Below are 15,239 nucleotides of genomic sequence, written 5' to 3'. Positions count from 1 at the left end.
GCCCGGCACGGCGATACCCCAGCGCCCACCACCGCCGCTGCACCGGCCCTTGCTGATTCGATACGAACCATCAGTGTGGTCGCGCATTATCGGGGCACCCCGTCTTCGAGCCGGGCACCCCACACGCGGGGTGCCCGGTCGCAATAGAGTTTGCCCGGCAGGAGACGGGTGCGCAGTCGCGGATCGCGCTCCACGACAGCTGGAGTCACGGCTGAGCTATTCTGCCGATTCACCGAGCGGGTAGGAGGGCATCGTGAGCGCGGCCGACGAGTAAGCCGCGGAGAACCGGTGACTCACGGCCAGCGCATCGCCAAGCTCTCACCCGCGCTGTCGCCGCTGTGGCATGCGTTCCACAAACGTTTGTCCACCGGAAGACCGGTGCAACGCGTCAAGGTCGGCCCCCTCGATGTTGGCGTATGTGAGATCGGTTGAGGCAGTGATCATCTGATGTCTCGACGCTCGATGCGATCTGTTTCATCCGAGAAAGGTGGCCTGTGAACATCGGTCAGGTCTGGAAACCCGTCCGCATCCACCTCGCAAAATGTTAGCCGTTGGTTTGGGCGAACTGCGAAGCAGGGGCGCGATGGCACCGAGCGGTCGGTGGGGAATTGCTCTGCGGGTGAGGATATTTGGCCGCGTACATGGATTCATGGCGCGTCGGGAATGCCGTTAACGGGCGTCGAAGGCGCATCGAGAGGTGCGGTAGCACCGCGACTGCTACATAGCCTTCCGTTCACGAAAGGCGGTTGCGCTTCGCGTGCTGATCAAGGCGGGACGGGTCACGCCAACTCATCTCGGCAGCGACGCGAAGAGTCATCTCGGCGCGTGGACGTGTATCCGTTGCAACCGCTACAGCCATCGAGGCGAACGGGCCAATCGGATTCACGACATGTCGCCCAGCCGCGGTTGTTCGTATCCGCTCGGTGTGCCGTCGGGGCCGAATTCCAGCCCTGCGAAACCAGTTGGGTAAGTGTCGGGTTCGTAGAGGAAGCGGATTACGGTGCCGTCCGGATCGCTGATGTCGAGGGCGGCGCCGTAGGGGCCGCGGTCGTGGATTTCGCTATGTGGGGAGCCCAGGCGGTCGGCGCGGGCGATGAGTTCGGTGAAGGCGTCGAGGGAGTCGACTCGGAGGGCGAAGGCGTCGAAGTCGTCGAGGTGGGGGTGGCTGGCGCAGTAGGCGCGTTCGCGTAGGCCGATGTGGAGGTCGGCGTTCGGCTCGAGGAGGACTACACCGCGGACGGCGCCTTCCTCGTAGAACTCGAAGACGGGCTCCAGGTCCAGGAGTTGGCGGTACCAGGCGACGCTCGTCGCGAGGCTGGTGACGGGCAGCTTCACCTGACGGATCTTGCTGATTCCGAGGGGCATCGGCGGTGTCCTCTGCGTCGACAGCGAATGGAAATACGCTACTCGGCCTCGGCGAGGAGTTGGGGTACCGAATACCAGCCGTGTCCGCCCTGCTCTGTTGCAGGGGTCCACGGCCGATGTTGCGGAAGGGCGGTGGCATCGCGTGCCCGGTCCGAAGCCGCTCACCTGCGCGTATCCGGATTGTTATTGCAAACAACAAATATCTTTGCGAAACCGTTGTGCGCCGCGTCACAGTGCAATATGTTGCATCGAACAACATTCGCTCAAGGCTCGACCGCCTGGTACCTAGCAGGCGGTGGTTCGACGAAAGGCTCGCCCACATGCGTAAGGGGATCCTCGGCATAGCGGCCGTATCGGTTGCGCTTCTCACCTCGCTCACTGCCTGCGGGGACGACAACAAGGACTCCGGTGGTGGGGGCGCCAAGATCGGCGTGATCCTGCCGGACAGTAAGACTTCCGCGCGGTGGGAGACGGCGGATCGGAAGTATCTACAGGCGGCGTTCGACGCGGCGGGAATCAAGGCGGATATCCAGAACGCGCAGGGGGATAAGAACGCGTTCCAGACCATCGCGGATCAGATGATCACCAACGGTGCCTCGGTGCTGATGATCACCAACCTCGACAGCGGGACCGGCAAGGCCGTGATCCAGAAGGCAAAGTCGCAGGGCGTGACCGTAATCGATTACGACAGACTGACTCTCGGCGGTGGGGCGCCGTTCTACGTGTCGTTCGACAATGTGAAGGTCGGCAAGTTGATGGGGGACGGTGTGGCCAAGTGCCTCACCGATAAGAAGGCGGTCAACCCGGTCGTCGCCTATCTCAACGGCGGACCGACCGATAACAACGCGACGCTGTTCAAGAACGGTTACGACAGTGTGCTGAAGCCGAAGTTCGATTCGGGTGAGTACCTGAAGGGGCCGGATCAGGCAGTGCCGGAATGGGATAACACCAAGGCGGGCACCATCTTCGAGCAGATGCTCACCGGCACGCCGAATCTCGGCGGTGTGGTCGCGGCCAACGACGGTCTCGGCAATGCCGCCATCGCGGTGCTGAAGAAGCAGAAGCTGAACGGCCAGGTTCCGGTGACCGGCCAGGACGCCACGGTCCAGGGCCTGCAGAACGTACTCGCTGGTGATCAGTGCATGACCGTCTACAAGGCCATCAAGCTGGAGGCCGATGCGGGCGCGAAGCTGGCGATCGCGCTGGCCAAGGGGGAGAAGGGCGAGGCGAACAGCACCGTCGACGATCCCGAGGCGAAGGCGAAAGTGCCTGCGGTGCTGCTGGAACCGAAGGCGATCTACAAGGAGAACGTGAACGACGTGGTGGCCGACGGCTATGTCACGAAGGCCGAGCTGTGCACCGGCGAGTTCGCCAAGCTGTGCGCGGATAACGGGGTTCGCTGATAACCCGGTCGTTCCCGCGGACGCGAAGGTGCGCGGGAACGACCGACATTTTCATGGTCAAGGGGGCGAGTACCCTTCCGCGGTTGGCATGAGGGGATCGCGGAAGGGTCGCCCCACACGTCAGGAGCAGCACGTATGCCCGATACACCGATCATCGAATTACGCGGAATAGAAAAGAGTTTCGGCCCAGTCCACGTCCTGCACGACGTCGCGTTCTCCGCGTACTCGGGTGAGGTGACGGCACTGGTCGGCGATAACGGCGCCGGTAAGTCGACCCTCGTCAAGTGCATCGGCGGCACCCATCCCATCGACGCGGGGGAGTTCCTGTTCGATGGCAAGCCGGTGCACGTGCACAACCCAAGGGACGCAGGCGATCTCGGCATCGAGATCGTCTACCAGGATCTCGCGCTCTGCGACAACCTCGACATTGTGCAGAACATGTTTCTCGGCCGCGAGAAGAAGCACGGGATCGTACTCGACGAGTACGGCATGGAGGAGCTGGCCGGAAAGACCTTGGCGGGCTTATCCGTTCGCACCGTGAAGTCGGTGCGACAGCAGGTGTCGAGCCTGTCGGGCGGACAGCGGCAGACGGTCGCGATCGCGAAAGCCGTGTTGTGGAACAGCAAGGTGGTCATCCTCGACGAGCCGACGGCCGCGCTCGGTGTCGCGCAGACGCAGCAGGTGCTCGAGCTGGTGCGCACGCTCGCCGACAAAGGGCTCGCGGTGGTGTTGATCTCGCACAATATGAATGACGTCTTCGCGGTATCCGATCGGGTCGCCGCGCTCTATCTCGGCCGTATGGCGGCCCAAGTCCGAACTTCCGACGTGACGCATGCGCAGGTCGTCGAACTGATCACCGCGGGGCGCAGCGGAAGTCTCGGTCTCGGAAATGGAGTGAAGCCATGAGTGCGGTGGTTACGGATAAGTTCGAGGACACGTCCTCACCGGTGACCGAGCTGGTCAACTCGTATGTCGGGCGGGTACGCAGCGGCAATATGGGTGCACTGCCGTCGATTATCGCGCTGGCGGTGCTGACGGTGGTCTTCTGGATCGCGCGGCCGGTGTTCATGACACAGGGCAATTTCGCGAATCTCTTCACCCAGGGCGCGGCCATCGCGGTGATCGCCATGGGGTTGATCTTCGTGCTCCTGCTCGGTGAGATCGATCTGTCGGCCGGATTCACCAGCGGTGTATGTGCGGCGGTGCTCGCGGTATTGCTCACCGATAAGGGATGGCCTTGGTACGCGGCGGTTCTCGTCTCGCTGCTCACCGGCGTCGTGATCGGGCTGATCATCGGGACGATCGTGGTGAAGATCGGGATCCCGTCGTTCGTGGTGACATTGGCAGCGTTCCTGGCATTGCAGGGCGTCGCGCTCAAGATCATGGACAACGGGCGCAATATCTCGATTCGCGATGAGACGATCGTCGCGATCGCGAACAAGAACGTACCGCCGCTGCTCGGCTGGGTCATGTACGCGGTGCTGCTGGCCGGATTCGCGGTGATCCAATACCGAAAACTGCGGGCGCGCACCAAACTCGGGCTCACCGGCGAGACAGCGCCGGTGATCGCGCTGCGGATCGCGGCGGTTGCCGTTGTCGCGGGCGTTGCGGTGCTGATCCTCAATGACGAGCGTAGCCGCAACCCGGCGATGAACTCGCTCAAGGGCATGCCGATCGTGGTGCCGTTGATCGTCGCACTGCTGCTGCTCTGGACGTTCGTGCTCAACCGGACCTCCTTCGGCAGACATATCTACGCGGTCGGCGGCAGCACCGAAGCGGCTCGGCGCGCGGGCATTCCGGTCGATCGGATCAAAATCAGCGCGTTCGTACTGTGTTCGACGATGGCCGCCGTCGGCGGGTTGATCGCGGCCTCGCGCGCCAACTCCGTCGATCCGAATACCGGCGGCAGCGACGTGTTGCTGACCGCTGTCGGAGCGGCGGTGATCGGCGGCACCAGTCTGTTCGGCGGGCGCGGCCGGATGCTGGACGCGGTGCTCGGCGCGGCGGTGGTCGCGGTGATCAATAACGGGATGGGCCTGATGGGCTATAGCGCGGGCACCAAATTCGTTGTGACAGGATTCGTGCTGCTGCTCGCGGCGGGGGTGGACGCGTTGTCGCGCAAACGTGCGTTGCCAGGAAGTTGACCCACTACCGGGAGGAGGTTCGCCCGAATGAGAGCTGCACCTTCCCCGGACGAGATCCGGCGGCAGAACCTCGCCGTGTTGCTGCGCCATGTCCACCTCACCGGTCCGGTGTCGCGGGCGGTGCTCGCCGAGCGAATGGGGCTCAATCGCAGCACCATTCTGGCGTTGACCGCCGACCTCGCCGCGGCGGGTCTGGTCAGCGAGGAGCTGCCGGGGCAGACGGGTAAGGCGGGGCGGCCATCGCTGGTGGTGCGACCCGAATCGGACCGAGTCTACGGGTTGGCGCTGGACGTCGGCGCGGACCGGCTCGCGGTCGCGCGGGTCGGGCTGGGTGGGGTGATTCTCGCTCGGCGGGAAACGCCACGTCCCAGCGGCACATTCGATCCGAATGATGTGATCACCGCACTGGCCACCATCGCGGAGAACATGATTCGCGAGGCTGGACCCGAGACCGTCTGCGTCGGTGTCGGAGTCGCGTTCTGCGGGATGGTGCGCGAGGAGGACGGCGTCGTCCGATACGGTCCGAATATCGGCTGGGTCGATGTGCCGGTCGGGGCGCGGCTCTCCGAGCGCCTCGGTCTGCGCGTCGTCGTCGGCAACAATGCCAATCTCGGTGCGCTCGCCGAACGTGAGCGCGGTGTCGGCATCGGTGTCGCGGATATGATCTACCTGCACGGCGAGGTCGGCATCGGCGGCGGAATCATTATGGGCGGCAAACTGCTCGGCGGTGAGGGCGGCTACGGCGGCGAGGTCGGGCACATGATCGTCAATCCGGGCGGACGCGCCTGCACCTGTGGGTCGTACGGCTGTCTGGAGGCAGAAGCGGGCGAACTCGCGTTGATCGCGGCCGCCGGGCGGACCGATCTCTCCGGCCGCGCGGCGGTCGAGGCGATCGTGGAGGCCGCCGCCCGCGGCGACGCTACCGCCCGAGACGCGTTGCACCAGATCGGTGATTGGCTCGGCTACGGCGTCGCCAATTTGGTCAATATCTTCAACCCGACCATGGTCGTCTTCGGCGGTGTGCTGCGCGAGATCTACCTCGCCTCCGCGGCCCAGGTCCGCAGCAGGCTGGCGGTGAACGGACTACTCGCGGTCCGCGAGCGCGTGCGCCTGCGCACCTCCGCCCTCGCCGATGACGCCCCCCTGGTCGGTGCCGCGGAACTCGCCTTCGCCGATGTCCTGACCGACCCTTTGCAGACCTTGGCCCGCATCACCGATGGCTGACCGATCGGTTCGGTGCGCAGCACTGTGCTTCGGGTGTCGCGGGCCAGCACGTCATGTGCACCCATCGGACGGTGCGTGATCGACAGCATGGTCCGATGGGTGCTCTCACTGGGGCGGCATCGCCCGAATGGTCCCACCGTCAGTTCCACCTGATCTTGTTCGGCATGCGGCCAGTCAGCGCCAGAGCGGTCGCTTGGGTGGTTGACCTGCGCTTTACCTCCGGCGATATCCATGGCATGCTGTCGCGGTCCGAGCTCGGGGGTTGTAGTTCGAACTCATGGGGGTTGCTGTATGGAGAGACATCCGTCGGGGCTTTCGTATGCGCCGAGGACGGAGCCGCCGCTGTTGCCCTACCCGCCGGGCGGGCGTGCGGAACCCGAGGCTCCGCCCCGCGCGGCGCCGTGCCGCACGCCGATCCCGGGGCGGAATGATCAGACCGGGCGAACCGGTCCGGCGGGTGTGCGGCGTGCGCTCAGCGGCGGGCATTGCGCGTTACCGCCGGTTGTCGAATTGGATTCGGCGGCACAGCAGTTCGTCGAGCGTGCGCTGCGGCTGGCGTTGGAGATACTCGACCATCGACGGCCGGTCGCCCACCTCACCGGTATGGCCACACCCGCGGTGGTCGCCGCGGTGCGAACCCTGGTCCGAGCCGATCTCGCGCCCGGCCGCACGCTCGGCGCGGCGGTGCTGTCCCGAGCGGATCTGATGATGGTCGACGCCTCGACGGCGGAGGTTTTCGCCGCCTACGACCGCGGCCGCCGACACTTCGCCATCGCCGCCCGCATCGCCCACACCCGCTCGACCGGCTGGCGACTGACTGCCTTCCGCGTGCGTTGAATCCGACGGCGGGCTGACCACACATGTGTGCTCGGTGTCGTGATGGGAATGGCCCTCGGGATCGTCCTGGTGATGTCGGTATACGCGTTGCTCAGCTCCTACTACCTCGCGCTGTCCATCGCCATGCAGACCGGGCTCGGAATGTCGGCTCTCGGTGCGGGTTCGGTATACACCCCGGCCGCGGTGATGTTCTTCGTGTTCAGCTTGGTCGCGAGCCGCACCGTGCCGAAGTACGGTCGCCGAGTGTTGGAGGTCGGGGCGATTGTCCTTGCGGTCGGCTATCTTTCGACGGCGGTCGTCCTGCTCTCCGGTCCTCGGTTCACTCCACTGCTGGTGATCCCGACTCTGATGTTGCAGAGCGTCGGCGGTGGTCTGCTCATCACCCCATTGCTGAATACGGTGCTGGCCAGGATCGCCCCGGAAACTGTCGGCAAGGCTTTCGGTGCGCTCTCGACCGCGCAGCAGATCGGCGCGGCGGTCGGCGTTGCCGTGATCGGAGCCGTCTTCTTCGGCTCCTTCCATCCCACGAACGAGGGCAGCGCGGCGGCTGGGCATGCCTTCGGGATGGCCTCGCTCGGCACATTTGTTGTCGCGGCGGGGGTATCGCTACTGGTATTTCTGCTGCCGAGGTCCGCGAGCCGCTGATGCGGCACCGAATTAGGCTGCTGGAATGACGACGGTGGGACGCACGCGATACAGCTACGACCGAGTCGCCGACCACTATGCCGACGAGCTCGCGGACGAGCTGCGGCACAAGCCATTCGATCGCGGCCTGCTCGACGTCTTCGCCGAGCTCGCCGATGGGGTGGTCGCCGATATCGGTTGCGGCCCAGCGCATGTCGGCGCGTATCTCGCTGCGAACGGTGTGCGCACCATCGGAATCGATCTCTCGCCCGCCATGTGCGCTGCGGCGCGGCGAACCACCTCGGTACCGGTCTGTGCGGCGGATATGACCGCACTGCCGGTGCGCTCCGGATCGTTGGCAGGGTTGGTCTGCCTGTACGCGGTCATCCATCTGGAGCAGCATCAGCGCGCCGCGGCCTATGCGGAGTTCGCCCGCGTGCTGCGTCCGGGCGCCCACGCCCTCATCGCCTTTCACACCAGCGATGCCGATATCCCGGTCGGCGGCGCCAAGACACTCACCCAGTGGTGGGGTCACGAGGTCGACCTCACCTTCCACTACCTCGACCCGGCCGCGGAATCCGAAGCGCTGGCCGCGGCCGGTCTGGTCGGTGCCGCCCGCCTCGACCGCGAACCGCACCGGGATACCGAACATCCGAGTCGCCGCAGCTACCTGCTGGCTCAGCGCCACTGACGCTAAGGTCGAATCGCATTCAGGCGGAAAGGTGCGGACTTTGCTGCGAGCATTACTCTTCGATGTACAGGGCACGGCGACGGATTTTCATTCGACCGTCTGCGCGGAAGCGCGCCACATCGGTGGCGTGCGGTACCCGGATATCGATTGGGCCGGATTCGTCGACCATTGGCGTGCCGAATACTTCGCCGCACTGCGGAAGGCCGAACCGAACCGCGATAACTGGGTCACCGTGCATTCGGTATACGGCACCGCACTCGACGACCTATTGGATGACTACGGCATCGATCTATCACCCGACGAGCGCGCCGACCTCACGCTCGCTTGGCAGCGCCTCGAACCGTGGCCCGATGTCGTCGCCGGATTGACCAGGCTCGCAAGCAGATTCACGATTTCGACACTGTCGAACGCGGATGTCGCCGCCGTGGTGAATATTTCGAAGCGGGCGGCGCTGCCATGGGATGCGGTGTTCACGGCCGAGATGGCAGGCGCGTTCAAGCCCGATCCCGCGGTGTATCGCATGGCCGCCCGATATCTGGGATTGGAGCCATCCGAGATCATGATGGTCGCCAGCCACAAGTACGACATCCAGGCTGCGGGCGCACTGGGATTCCGGACCGCCTTCGTAGCTCGCCCGCTCGAGTTCGGCGTCGGTGGTGACGTGGACGTCGCCTACGACGACGACTTCGATATCAACGCCGCCGACTTCCTCGACCTCGCAGACCAACTCGGCTGCTGACCCGGCCTACTCGGATCGCGTCGCGCACAGCACGTGTGATGGAACCGTCGACGACTGCTGTGCGGGAATGCCCAGGTAGCCAGCGATGAGGTCGGGCGCGGCGCGGTCGTCGACTCGGTCGAATCCCGTATCCCGCAATAGATTTGCGATCTCGTCGGCGGTGAAGAAGGAGAGCCATGGCTCGCCGACGGCGGCCACCCGGTCGGCCCGCGCCGTGCGCTGTGCCACGTACTCGGGTGTGGAAGCCGAAGCGGGATAGAGATAGTCGAACACCACCTGCACCGGCGTTGCCTGACCCGCGATGAAACGCAGGGTGTCCAGCACCGTCTCCTGGGTCAGATACATGACGACGCCGAGCCAGATGAACACGGCCGGACGACTGCGATCGAAGTCCGCATCGGCCAATCCCGCTGCGAGCGTTTGGCTTTCGAAGTCGACCGGGGCGAAGGTCAGCGACGGCGGGATCTCGATGCCCGTCGCATCGAGCCGCTGTCGCTTCCATGCCTGGGTATCGGGATGGTCGACCTCGAATACGCGCACGTCCGGGTGCGGATTGCGATAGGCGAAGGTATCCAGCCCAGCCCCCAGGATCACTACCTGCCGGGTGCCGTGCGCGACGGCGTCGGTAATGGTCTCCTCGGCGAAGCGAGCGCGGGCGGCCAGGAACATGCGGCGTCGGCGGCGCATCGCGCCATCGGCGTCGCCCTCCTGCATTGTCGCGGAATCGAGGTCGGCGAGTTGATCGGGGGTCACGTCCGCGATCTGAATGGCCAGTGGATCGGTGAAGATCCGCGGCTCGCTCGCGATCTGGTGGTAGGCGCGAGCATAAGCGGTGGCAAGGGCGGTGCGACTGGGCTGACCGAGTTGCATACGCTGAACCTACGTCTGCGCGGGGTATCGCGCCAACGTGATCTATGCCTCGGTGATGATCAGCGAAGTGGCGATCGGGGCCAGCACCTCGACCAGTTGGGTGATCGGCGGGCGGGGGTCCGCGAGAATCCATTCGTGCGCGACACCGTTGATCGCGCCGATGAGTGCGCTTGCCGCCCAGGTGATTCCGCCGCGTATGCGGATATCCGGACCCGCGATGGTGCTGAGCATGGCCTCGATGACCGCCGCCCAGGCGTGGCGGCGTTCGCGACGATGCTGTTCCATCCGTTCGCTGACGCCGACCACCTCGACGAAGGCGACCTTGGCCCGGTACGGGTCGGAGCTGATCGAGCCGATGAACGCGCTCAACACCGCGGTGAACCCGTCCGCGATATCCGTGCCGGGTACGAGTGCCGCGACGGCCTGCCCGACGACGGCCGCGGACTGGTCCTGGATGTAGTCGTAGGACGCGATGAGGACATCTTCCCTGGTCTGGAACTCTTCGTAGAACTGTCGCTTGGACAGTCCGGCCGCTGTGCACACATCTGCCAGCGAGCAGTTCGCATAGCCGCGCTCGGCGAAGGTCCGGATGGCGGCGTCCAGGAACCGCTGCCGTCGCTCGGCCTTCCGCTCACTCACTGCGCGGCCGCCGTACTGTCTGTCCACGATGGTCACTGCACCACGGTAGCCGAGCGGGCATTCGGCCTGCCCGACTCGCTGCGCCCGCGGATTCGACAGGTATTCGGTCAGCCCAGGATGACGGCCCCGCCCAGCGCATCCTGCGCGCTGTAGATGAGCAAGAAGATGTAATACAGAACCGTCGAGACCGGTTCGTTCGGACCGTACATATTTCCTCGGTGCTTCCCCTGCAAGCCGTCCGGCACCAACCGGACGGTTCGGTGTTGATCGGAAAAGCTACGCCATGTGACGCCGCTCGGCACGGCGAGTCGGCAAACCGCCCGGGTTCCCTGACCGTGACCGGGCCGCATCGCGGGATTCTCGCGACCCACATCACATTGTGCGATAGCCCCCGCCAGGCGGTTCACCCCGTCGAGGGGAGTCAGATCCTGGCTCTGAACACCACCAGCCACCATTTGACTCCCCTCGACAAATGCTCGAGAACGTCGGCGTCGAGTGTCCTGTCTCCGGCGCGCTATCGGGTGCCGTGCTGCAGTCCGAGCAGTGCGGTCACGATCTGAGCGGTGGTGTCGAGGGTGGCCGCGAAGATGTCCTGTGGCACGAGTTTTCCGTTGCACCACAGCACAGTGCAGTTGGTCGCGGCGTAGGGGCCGACGCCGAACAGGATCAAGAAGACATGTTCCGGGTCGACCCAGAATGCGAGATCGTCGAGGTCGCCGATAACGGGGCCGAAGTTGTCGCCGTAGCGATACGGGTCGTCATAGGGCTCGGCGGGCAGGTCGTCGACCGCGGCGATCACCCGGCGCAGGAATTCCTTATTATCCGGATTGGATTCGGCGGCGAGGGAAGTCTGCACATTCTTCGTGTCGATGCCGCCCGGAATGCCGAGGCGGACGATGACCATATCCCGGCTCGGAATCACCACCGTGAACTGACCGAGCGCGCCGACGAAGGCGTAGAGATCACGCGGCGCACCCGGAAACATCGGGTGCGCGAAGGTCATGGCGGTGGGTACGGTCGCGGTCTTATAGGAGTCGCCGGCGTTGAGCCAGAACAGGAATCCGTAGCCGCCGTTGGCGGCGGTGGGTGTGCCGGCCTGACGGATATAGTCCGGGTCGACCAATTGTGTATCGCCCCACCGCCCTTCGCCGAGCATGAGCAGTCCGAGCCTGGCCAGGTCATCGGCCCGCATCGCGAGTCCGCCATTGACGGCGGTATTTCCGCTGCGGTCGCGCAGCCACACCCACTGGTCGCGGGCGATACCGAGCGGTTGCATCAGCGCTTGTTGGACGAAGTCCTGGAAGTCGCGGCCGGTGGTGATCTCGATGATCTTCGGCAGCAGGGCGAGCACCGCCTGGCTGTACTGAAAGGTGGTGCCGGGCTCGAATGCGAACGGGTCGTTGAGCGATTGCAGCACCTCGTCGGTGGCAATGCCCGCGATATCGGCGGACCAGGTAAAGCGCAGGCCCGTTGTCTGATTCAGCACTTGGCGCACGGTGAGCGCGGCATGCGCCGGATCGGCCTGCGGGAAGAACTTGCCGAGCGGATCGTCGAGTCCGAAGTAGCCCAGGGTGATTGCCCGGCCGACCGCGACCGACGCGACGCCCTTGGTGGCGCTCGCCAGAGGGACCGGCAGGTTTCCGGTGCCGGTGCGGTCGCCGACGAGGCAACCGTGCCGGTACACCTGGATCGCGTAGGCGCCTTTGCCCGCGCCGAAGTCGATCGCGTCGGCCAGTGCGGCCGGGGCGAATCCGGCGGCGGCCGTATCCGCCCGTCCCGGCGCCTGTCCGGCCGCGGGCTGTGCGCACACAGCGGTGGCATCGGCGGTGGCGCTGGGGGCGATCAGGGTCAGTGCGGCCAGCGTGCTCGAGGCGAACCCGATCAGCAAGGAGCGCTGATATTTCATGGCCCGGACCTCTATTTCACTGCGTTCGCGAGGGCATTGCGCTCCACGCTGAAGTAGGTCTGGTCGGCGGGGAGTCGCCAGTTCGGTCCAACGAAGAACTGCTTTGCGGTGTCGTCGTCGAAGGCCAGATATTGCAGCCACGCGATCGCGGTGCCAGCTGAAAGGTAGTTGTCGAGCCCATCAATCGGTGAAAAGTGGCTGACACCACGGGCATTCGCGATCCAGGACGGCGCGTTGAACGTCAGGTTGTACTGCCACCAGCGGACCCAGGCGAAATCGGGCACCACGAAATCGTTGTAGCCGGTGAGGAATAGCGTCGGCACACCGATCGCCGCACCGATGGCCACCGGACCGGGTTCGATCGCCAGCACGCCGAGCACGCGCATGCTCGGGTCGATGAGCGACGCGACCGGCGGAACCACCGTGGCCGCCTGCAGTGCCGCCTGTCCGCCACCGGAATGCCCGCCGAAGACGGTCCGGCTCAGATCAATCTTGTTGTACAGCGGCGAATTCGGATCGCGGTTGGCGAGCACGGCGGTCGCGATACCCATGGCCGGGACATAGGCGAGGGAGTTGAAGAACTCGTACGGGATCTCGACGACGAAACCTTGACTGGCCCACTGCTTTGCGAGCGCGTCGTACATCCCGGGATTCGCATCGAATCCGGCCATGAAGACCAGTAGCGGCGCATTCGGCAGTTCGGCGATATCGGCCGGGTAATAGGTGTTGACGCCGATCGGCGAATCCAGGCCGTTCGGAAACGCCTGAGTGCAGGTCAGATCGTCGCGATTGCCGAAGATATGCACGCCGATGTGCTGCACCATGCCGTAGATCGACTCCTGGCACGGATTCGTCCGCACCGTCGTGGCCACCGGATGCGGTCCCGGTTTGTTGAACAGACTCTGCGCGGTCGTTCCGGGCGCGACTTCGTCGGCCGTCGCAGTTCCCGTCACCACCCCCGTAAGCGCCGCCACCGTCGTAATTGCCATCGCCACGACCGCCCGTGCCGCATTCCTCATCATTGAGGGTCCCCTTCCGACCCGGCCGGTCGAAGCGCCCGACCGATTGTGAAACCAAGTGGTGTCAGAGACTGGACCTTACCGCGAAGTAAGCTAGAGCACAATCGGCTGTCGAAGAGATGGCCCGCACACCCCATGCCAGCGTCAGCGTCAGGAATCGGTGGCGGTGAACATTTCTTCGGCGCGGCGGGTGTCCATGTACTCGCGCACACGGTGGATCAGGCCATCGCGCAGTTCGAAGATGAAGCAGTACTCGTTGTCGTAGTGATTGCCGTTCATCAGCGTTGCGCGCATCCGCTCCTCGACGACCACCGTCGTGCCATCGGCGATGATGGCGGTGAAGTCAACGCTTCGATCGGCCACGAAGATGGTCGGAAACTCGGTGGCGAGGAAGCGCACGATGCGATCCCTACCGACGAGGTGACTGGTGCCGTCGAGGGCGCGGGCGGTGGCATTGTGCGGTGGTGCGAGCCATTCGGCGTCCGGGGTGAATACCGCGGCAATGCGGGCCGGATCCTGTGTCGCGAATTCGCGCCAGGCTCGGATGATCAGATCTCTACTCGTCTGTGTGTCCACTCGGTTGATCTTGGGTGGGCCGCGGTCGCCGATCACGCCATATCCGGACAGACTCGCGACGTGTCCGGATATGTCTGGTCGATAGGTAACCCGGCGCGCAGACTCGGGTAATGGGATCTTTCGAGGGCGTCATCACGACCGGCATCTATTGCCTGCCGCCATGCCCTGGACGTCCGCGATCGGAGAACGTCATCACATTCACCTCGGCGGCGGGCGCCGAGGCGGCGGGCTTTCGAGCCTGCCACCGCTGTCGTCCGTATCGTGGTGATCGACTGCCCGCGAGGGCGTCCGAATTGGTCTGCCGCGCTAGCGATCTCATCGCCACCGGGGCGCTGGACGACGGCAATGAGGCCGAACTCGCCGCGCGGCTCGCGGTTTCGGAACGTCATCTGCGCCGCATGTTCCACGAACAGGTCGGTGCGACACCGGATCAGCTGGCTCGTTCGCGGCGTGCGCATTTCGCTCGGCGGCTGCTGGACGATACCGATCTGTCGGTCACCGATATCGCCTTCGCCGCGGGATTCGGGAGTCTGCGCCAGTTCAACCGCGTGATGGTCGGTACGTTTCGCGCGGCACCCCTCGCGTTACGCAAACGGCGACGGCGTGCGGATCGTCTTGTCGCGGACGGTGGTCTCGCCCTCCGGGTGCCCCTGCCCGAGGGCACGGATATTGATCGTCGATTGGCGCAACTCGCCCGCGCCGCGATCGGTGGCATCGAGAGCGCCACGGCAACGCGCTACCAGCGGACCGTATCCATGGACGGCGATCCCGGCGTAATCGAAATCAGCTCGGCCGCACCCGATGCCGTGCGGCTGATCGTGCATCTACCTCATATCGAAGGACTGATACATCTGGTCGCCCAGGTGCAACGGCTACTCGCGGGCCAGCCATGGGATCGGTTCGAAGCCGTCGTGCGGGGGATCGCGGCGGATAGCACCGGTGTCCTGCACGATCTCGTCACTACCTACGGCGCACCGGTAGCCGGACTGCGGCAATTCGGTCTGGGCTATCTCTTCCCGACGCCGACTGCCCTGGCCGCCGCCGACCTGAGTGGGATCGGGCTCGATGCAGTTGGCGCACAAGCGATTCGCGCCTGCGCTCGCGAGGCACGCCCTCGCGAACTAGCCGGTTGAATCGTCCTGGCACGGTATCTGCCGCACCGTCGAGCGATCGAGCGCATTCAGGACGAGCGCGGCGGTGGT

General features: G+C 65.0%; 16 protein-coding genes. 10 read left to right on the top strand and 6 right to left on the bottom strand.

The genetic code is table 11. The features are described from left to right. The first annotated feature begins 288 nt into the window (after positions 1 to 288). Complete coding sequence (locus tag ACQP1G_RS39440) at positions 289 to 432, top strand: hypothetical protein (RefSeq protein WP_433194772.1); 144 nt, start codon at positions 289 to 291, stop codon at positions 430 to 432. A gap of 450 nt (positions 433 to 882) precedes the next feature. On the opposite strand, the gene ACQP1G_RS39435 is transcribed toward ACQP1G_RS39440, so the two are convergent. Beyond that, positions 883 to 1,365 carry a VOC family protein gene (locus tag ACQP1G_RS39435; protein WP_433194771.1) on the bottom strand — a complete coding sequence of 161 codons (483 nt, stop codon included), beginning with the start codon at positions 1,363 to 1,365 and terminating at the stop codon, positions 883 to 885. Between the two features lie 320 nt (positions 1,366 to 1,685). On the opposite strand from ACQP1G_RS39435, the gene ACQP1G_RS39430 reads away from it, so the two are divergent. From ACQP1G_RS39430 to ACQP1G_RS39395, 8 genes are all read left to right on the top strand, one after another. Beyond that, on the top strand, positions 1,686 to 2,768 hold the full coding sequence (locus tag ACQP1G_RS39430; RefSeq protein ID WP_433194770.1) for a sugar ABC transporter substrate-binding protein: 1,083 nt from the start codon (positions 1,686 to 1,688) through the stop codon (positions 2,766 to 2,768). A gap of 135 nt (positions 2,769 to 2,903) precedes the next feature. Next, positions 2,904 to 3,674, top strand: coding sequence for an ATP-binding cassette domain-containing protein (locus ACQP1G_RS39425; RefSeq protein ID WP_433194769.1), 771 nt, complete (start codon positions 2,904 to 2,906; stop codon positions 3,672 to 3,674). Further along, positions 3,671 to 4,912 carry a sugar ABC transporter permease gene (locus ACQP1G_RS39420; RefSeq protein ID WP_433194768.1) on the top strand — a complete coding sequence of 414 codons (1,242 nt, stop codon included), beginning with the start codon at positions 3,671 to 3,673 and terminating at the stop codon, positions 4,910 to 4,912. Before ACQP1G_RS39425 ends, ACQP1G_RS39420 begins: the two co-directional genes overlap by 4 nt. A 27-nt stretch (positions 4,913 to 4,939) precedes the next feature. Continuing rightward, positions 4,940 to 6,136: an ROK family protein gene (locus ACQP1G_RS39415; RefSeq protein ID WP_433194767.1), complete on the top strand. Its 1,197-nt coding sequence runs from the start codon at positions 4,940 to 4,942 to the stop codon at positions 6,134 to 6,136. A gap of 291 nt (positions 6,137 to 6,427) precedes the next feature. After that, positions 6,428 to 6,973: an Rv3235 family protein gene (locus ACQP1G_RS39410; RefSeq protein ID WP_433194766.1), complete on the top strand. Its 546-nt coding sequence runs from the start codon at positions 6,428 to 6,430 to the stop codon at positions 6,971 to 6,973. Between the two features lie 42 nt (positions 6,974 to 7,015). Beyond that, positions 7,016 to 7,618: an MFS transporter gene (locus ACQP1G_RS39405; RefSeq protein ID WP_433194765.1), complete on the top strand. Its 603-nt coding sequence runs from the start codon at positions 7,016 to 7,018 to the stop codon at positions 7,616 to 7,618. A gap of 25 nt (positions 7,619 to 7,643) precedes the next feature. Next, on the top strand, positions 7,644 to 8,288 hold the full coding sequence (locus ACQP1G_RS39400) for a class I SAM-dependent methyltransferase (RefSeq protein ID WP_433194764.1): 645 nt from the start codon (positions 7,644 to 7,646) through the stop codon (positions 8,286 to 8,288). A gap of 31 nt (positions 8,289 to 8,319) precedes the next feature. Further along, positions 8,320 to 9,027 carry a haloacid dehalogenase type II gene (locus ACQP1G_RS39395; RefSeq protein WP_433194763.1) on the top strand — a complete coding sequence of 236 codons (708 nt, stop codon included), beginning with the start codon at positions 8,320 to 8,322 and terminating at the stop codon, positions 9,025 to 9,027. A gap of 6 nt (positions 9,028 to 9,033) precedes the next feature. Here the strand turns inward: ACQP1G_RS39395 and ACQP1G_RS39390 are convergent, their stop codons facing one another. From ACQP1G_RS39390 to ACQP1G_RS39370, 5 genes are all read right to left on the bottom strand, one after another. Beyond that, positions 9,034 to 9,897: a class I SAM-dependent methyltransferase gene (locus tag ACQP1G_RS39390; protein ID WP_433194762.1), complete on the bottom strand. Its 864-nt coding sequence runs from the start codon at positions 9,895 to 9,897 to the stop codon at positions 9,034 to 9,036. A 42-nt stretch (positions 9,898 to 9,939) separates the two neighbouring features. Beyond that, a complete protein-coding gene (locus tag ACQP1G_RS39385; RefSeq protein ID WP_433194761.1) occupies positions 9,940 to 10,572 on the bottom strand; it encodes a TetR/AcrR family transcriptional regulator in 633 nt (210 codons plus the stop codon). A 478-nt stretch (positions 10,573 to 11,050) separates the two neighbouring features. Continuing rightward, on the bottom strand, positions 11,051 to 12,442 hold the full coding sequence (locus tag ACQP1G_RS39380) for a serine hydrolase domain-containing protein (RefSeq protein ID WP_433194760.1): 1,392 nt from the start codon (positions 12,440 to 12,442) through the stop codon (positions 11,051 to 11,053). A gap of 11 nt (positions 12,443 to 12,453) precedes the next feature. After that, on the bottom strand, positions 12,454 to 13,464 hold the full coding sequence (locus tag ACQP1G_RS39375) for an alpha/beta hydrolase (RefSeq protein ID WP_433194759.1): 1,011 nt from the start codon (positions 13,462 to 13,464) through the stop codon (positions 12,454 to 12,456). A gap of 147 nt (positions 13,465 to 13,611) precedes the next feature. After that, complete coding sequence (locus ACQP1G_RS39370; protein WP_433194758.1) at positions 13,612 to 14,037, bottom strand: nuclear transport factor 2 family protein; 426 nt, start codon at positions 14,035 to 14,037, stop codon at positions 13,612 to 13,614. 110 nt (positions 14,038 to 14,147) lie between these two features. On the opposite strand from ACQP1G_RS39370, the gene ACQP1G_RS39365 reads away from it, so the two are divergent. After that, positions 14,148 to 15,170: a helix-turn-helix domain-containing protein gene (locus ACQP1G_RS39365; protein WP_433194757.1), complete on the top strand. Its 1,023-nt coding sequence runs from the start codon at positions 14,148 to 14,150 to the stop codon at positions 15,168 to 15,170. The last annotated feature ends 69 nt before the right edge of the window (positions 15,171 to 15,239 follow it).

Source organism: Nocardia sp. CA-107356, assembly GCF_050946365.1.
Classification (GTDB): Bacteria; Actinomycetota; Actinomycetes; order Mycobacteriales; family Mycobacteriaceae; genus Nocardia.
The sequence above is the reverse complement of the archived record's forward strand: the minus strand, read 5'-3'. Positions and strand labels throughout refer to the sequence as shown.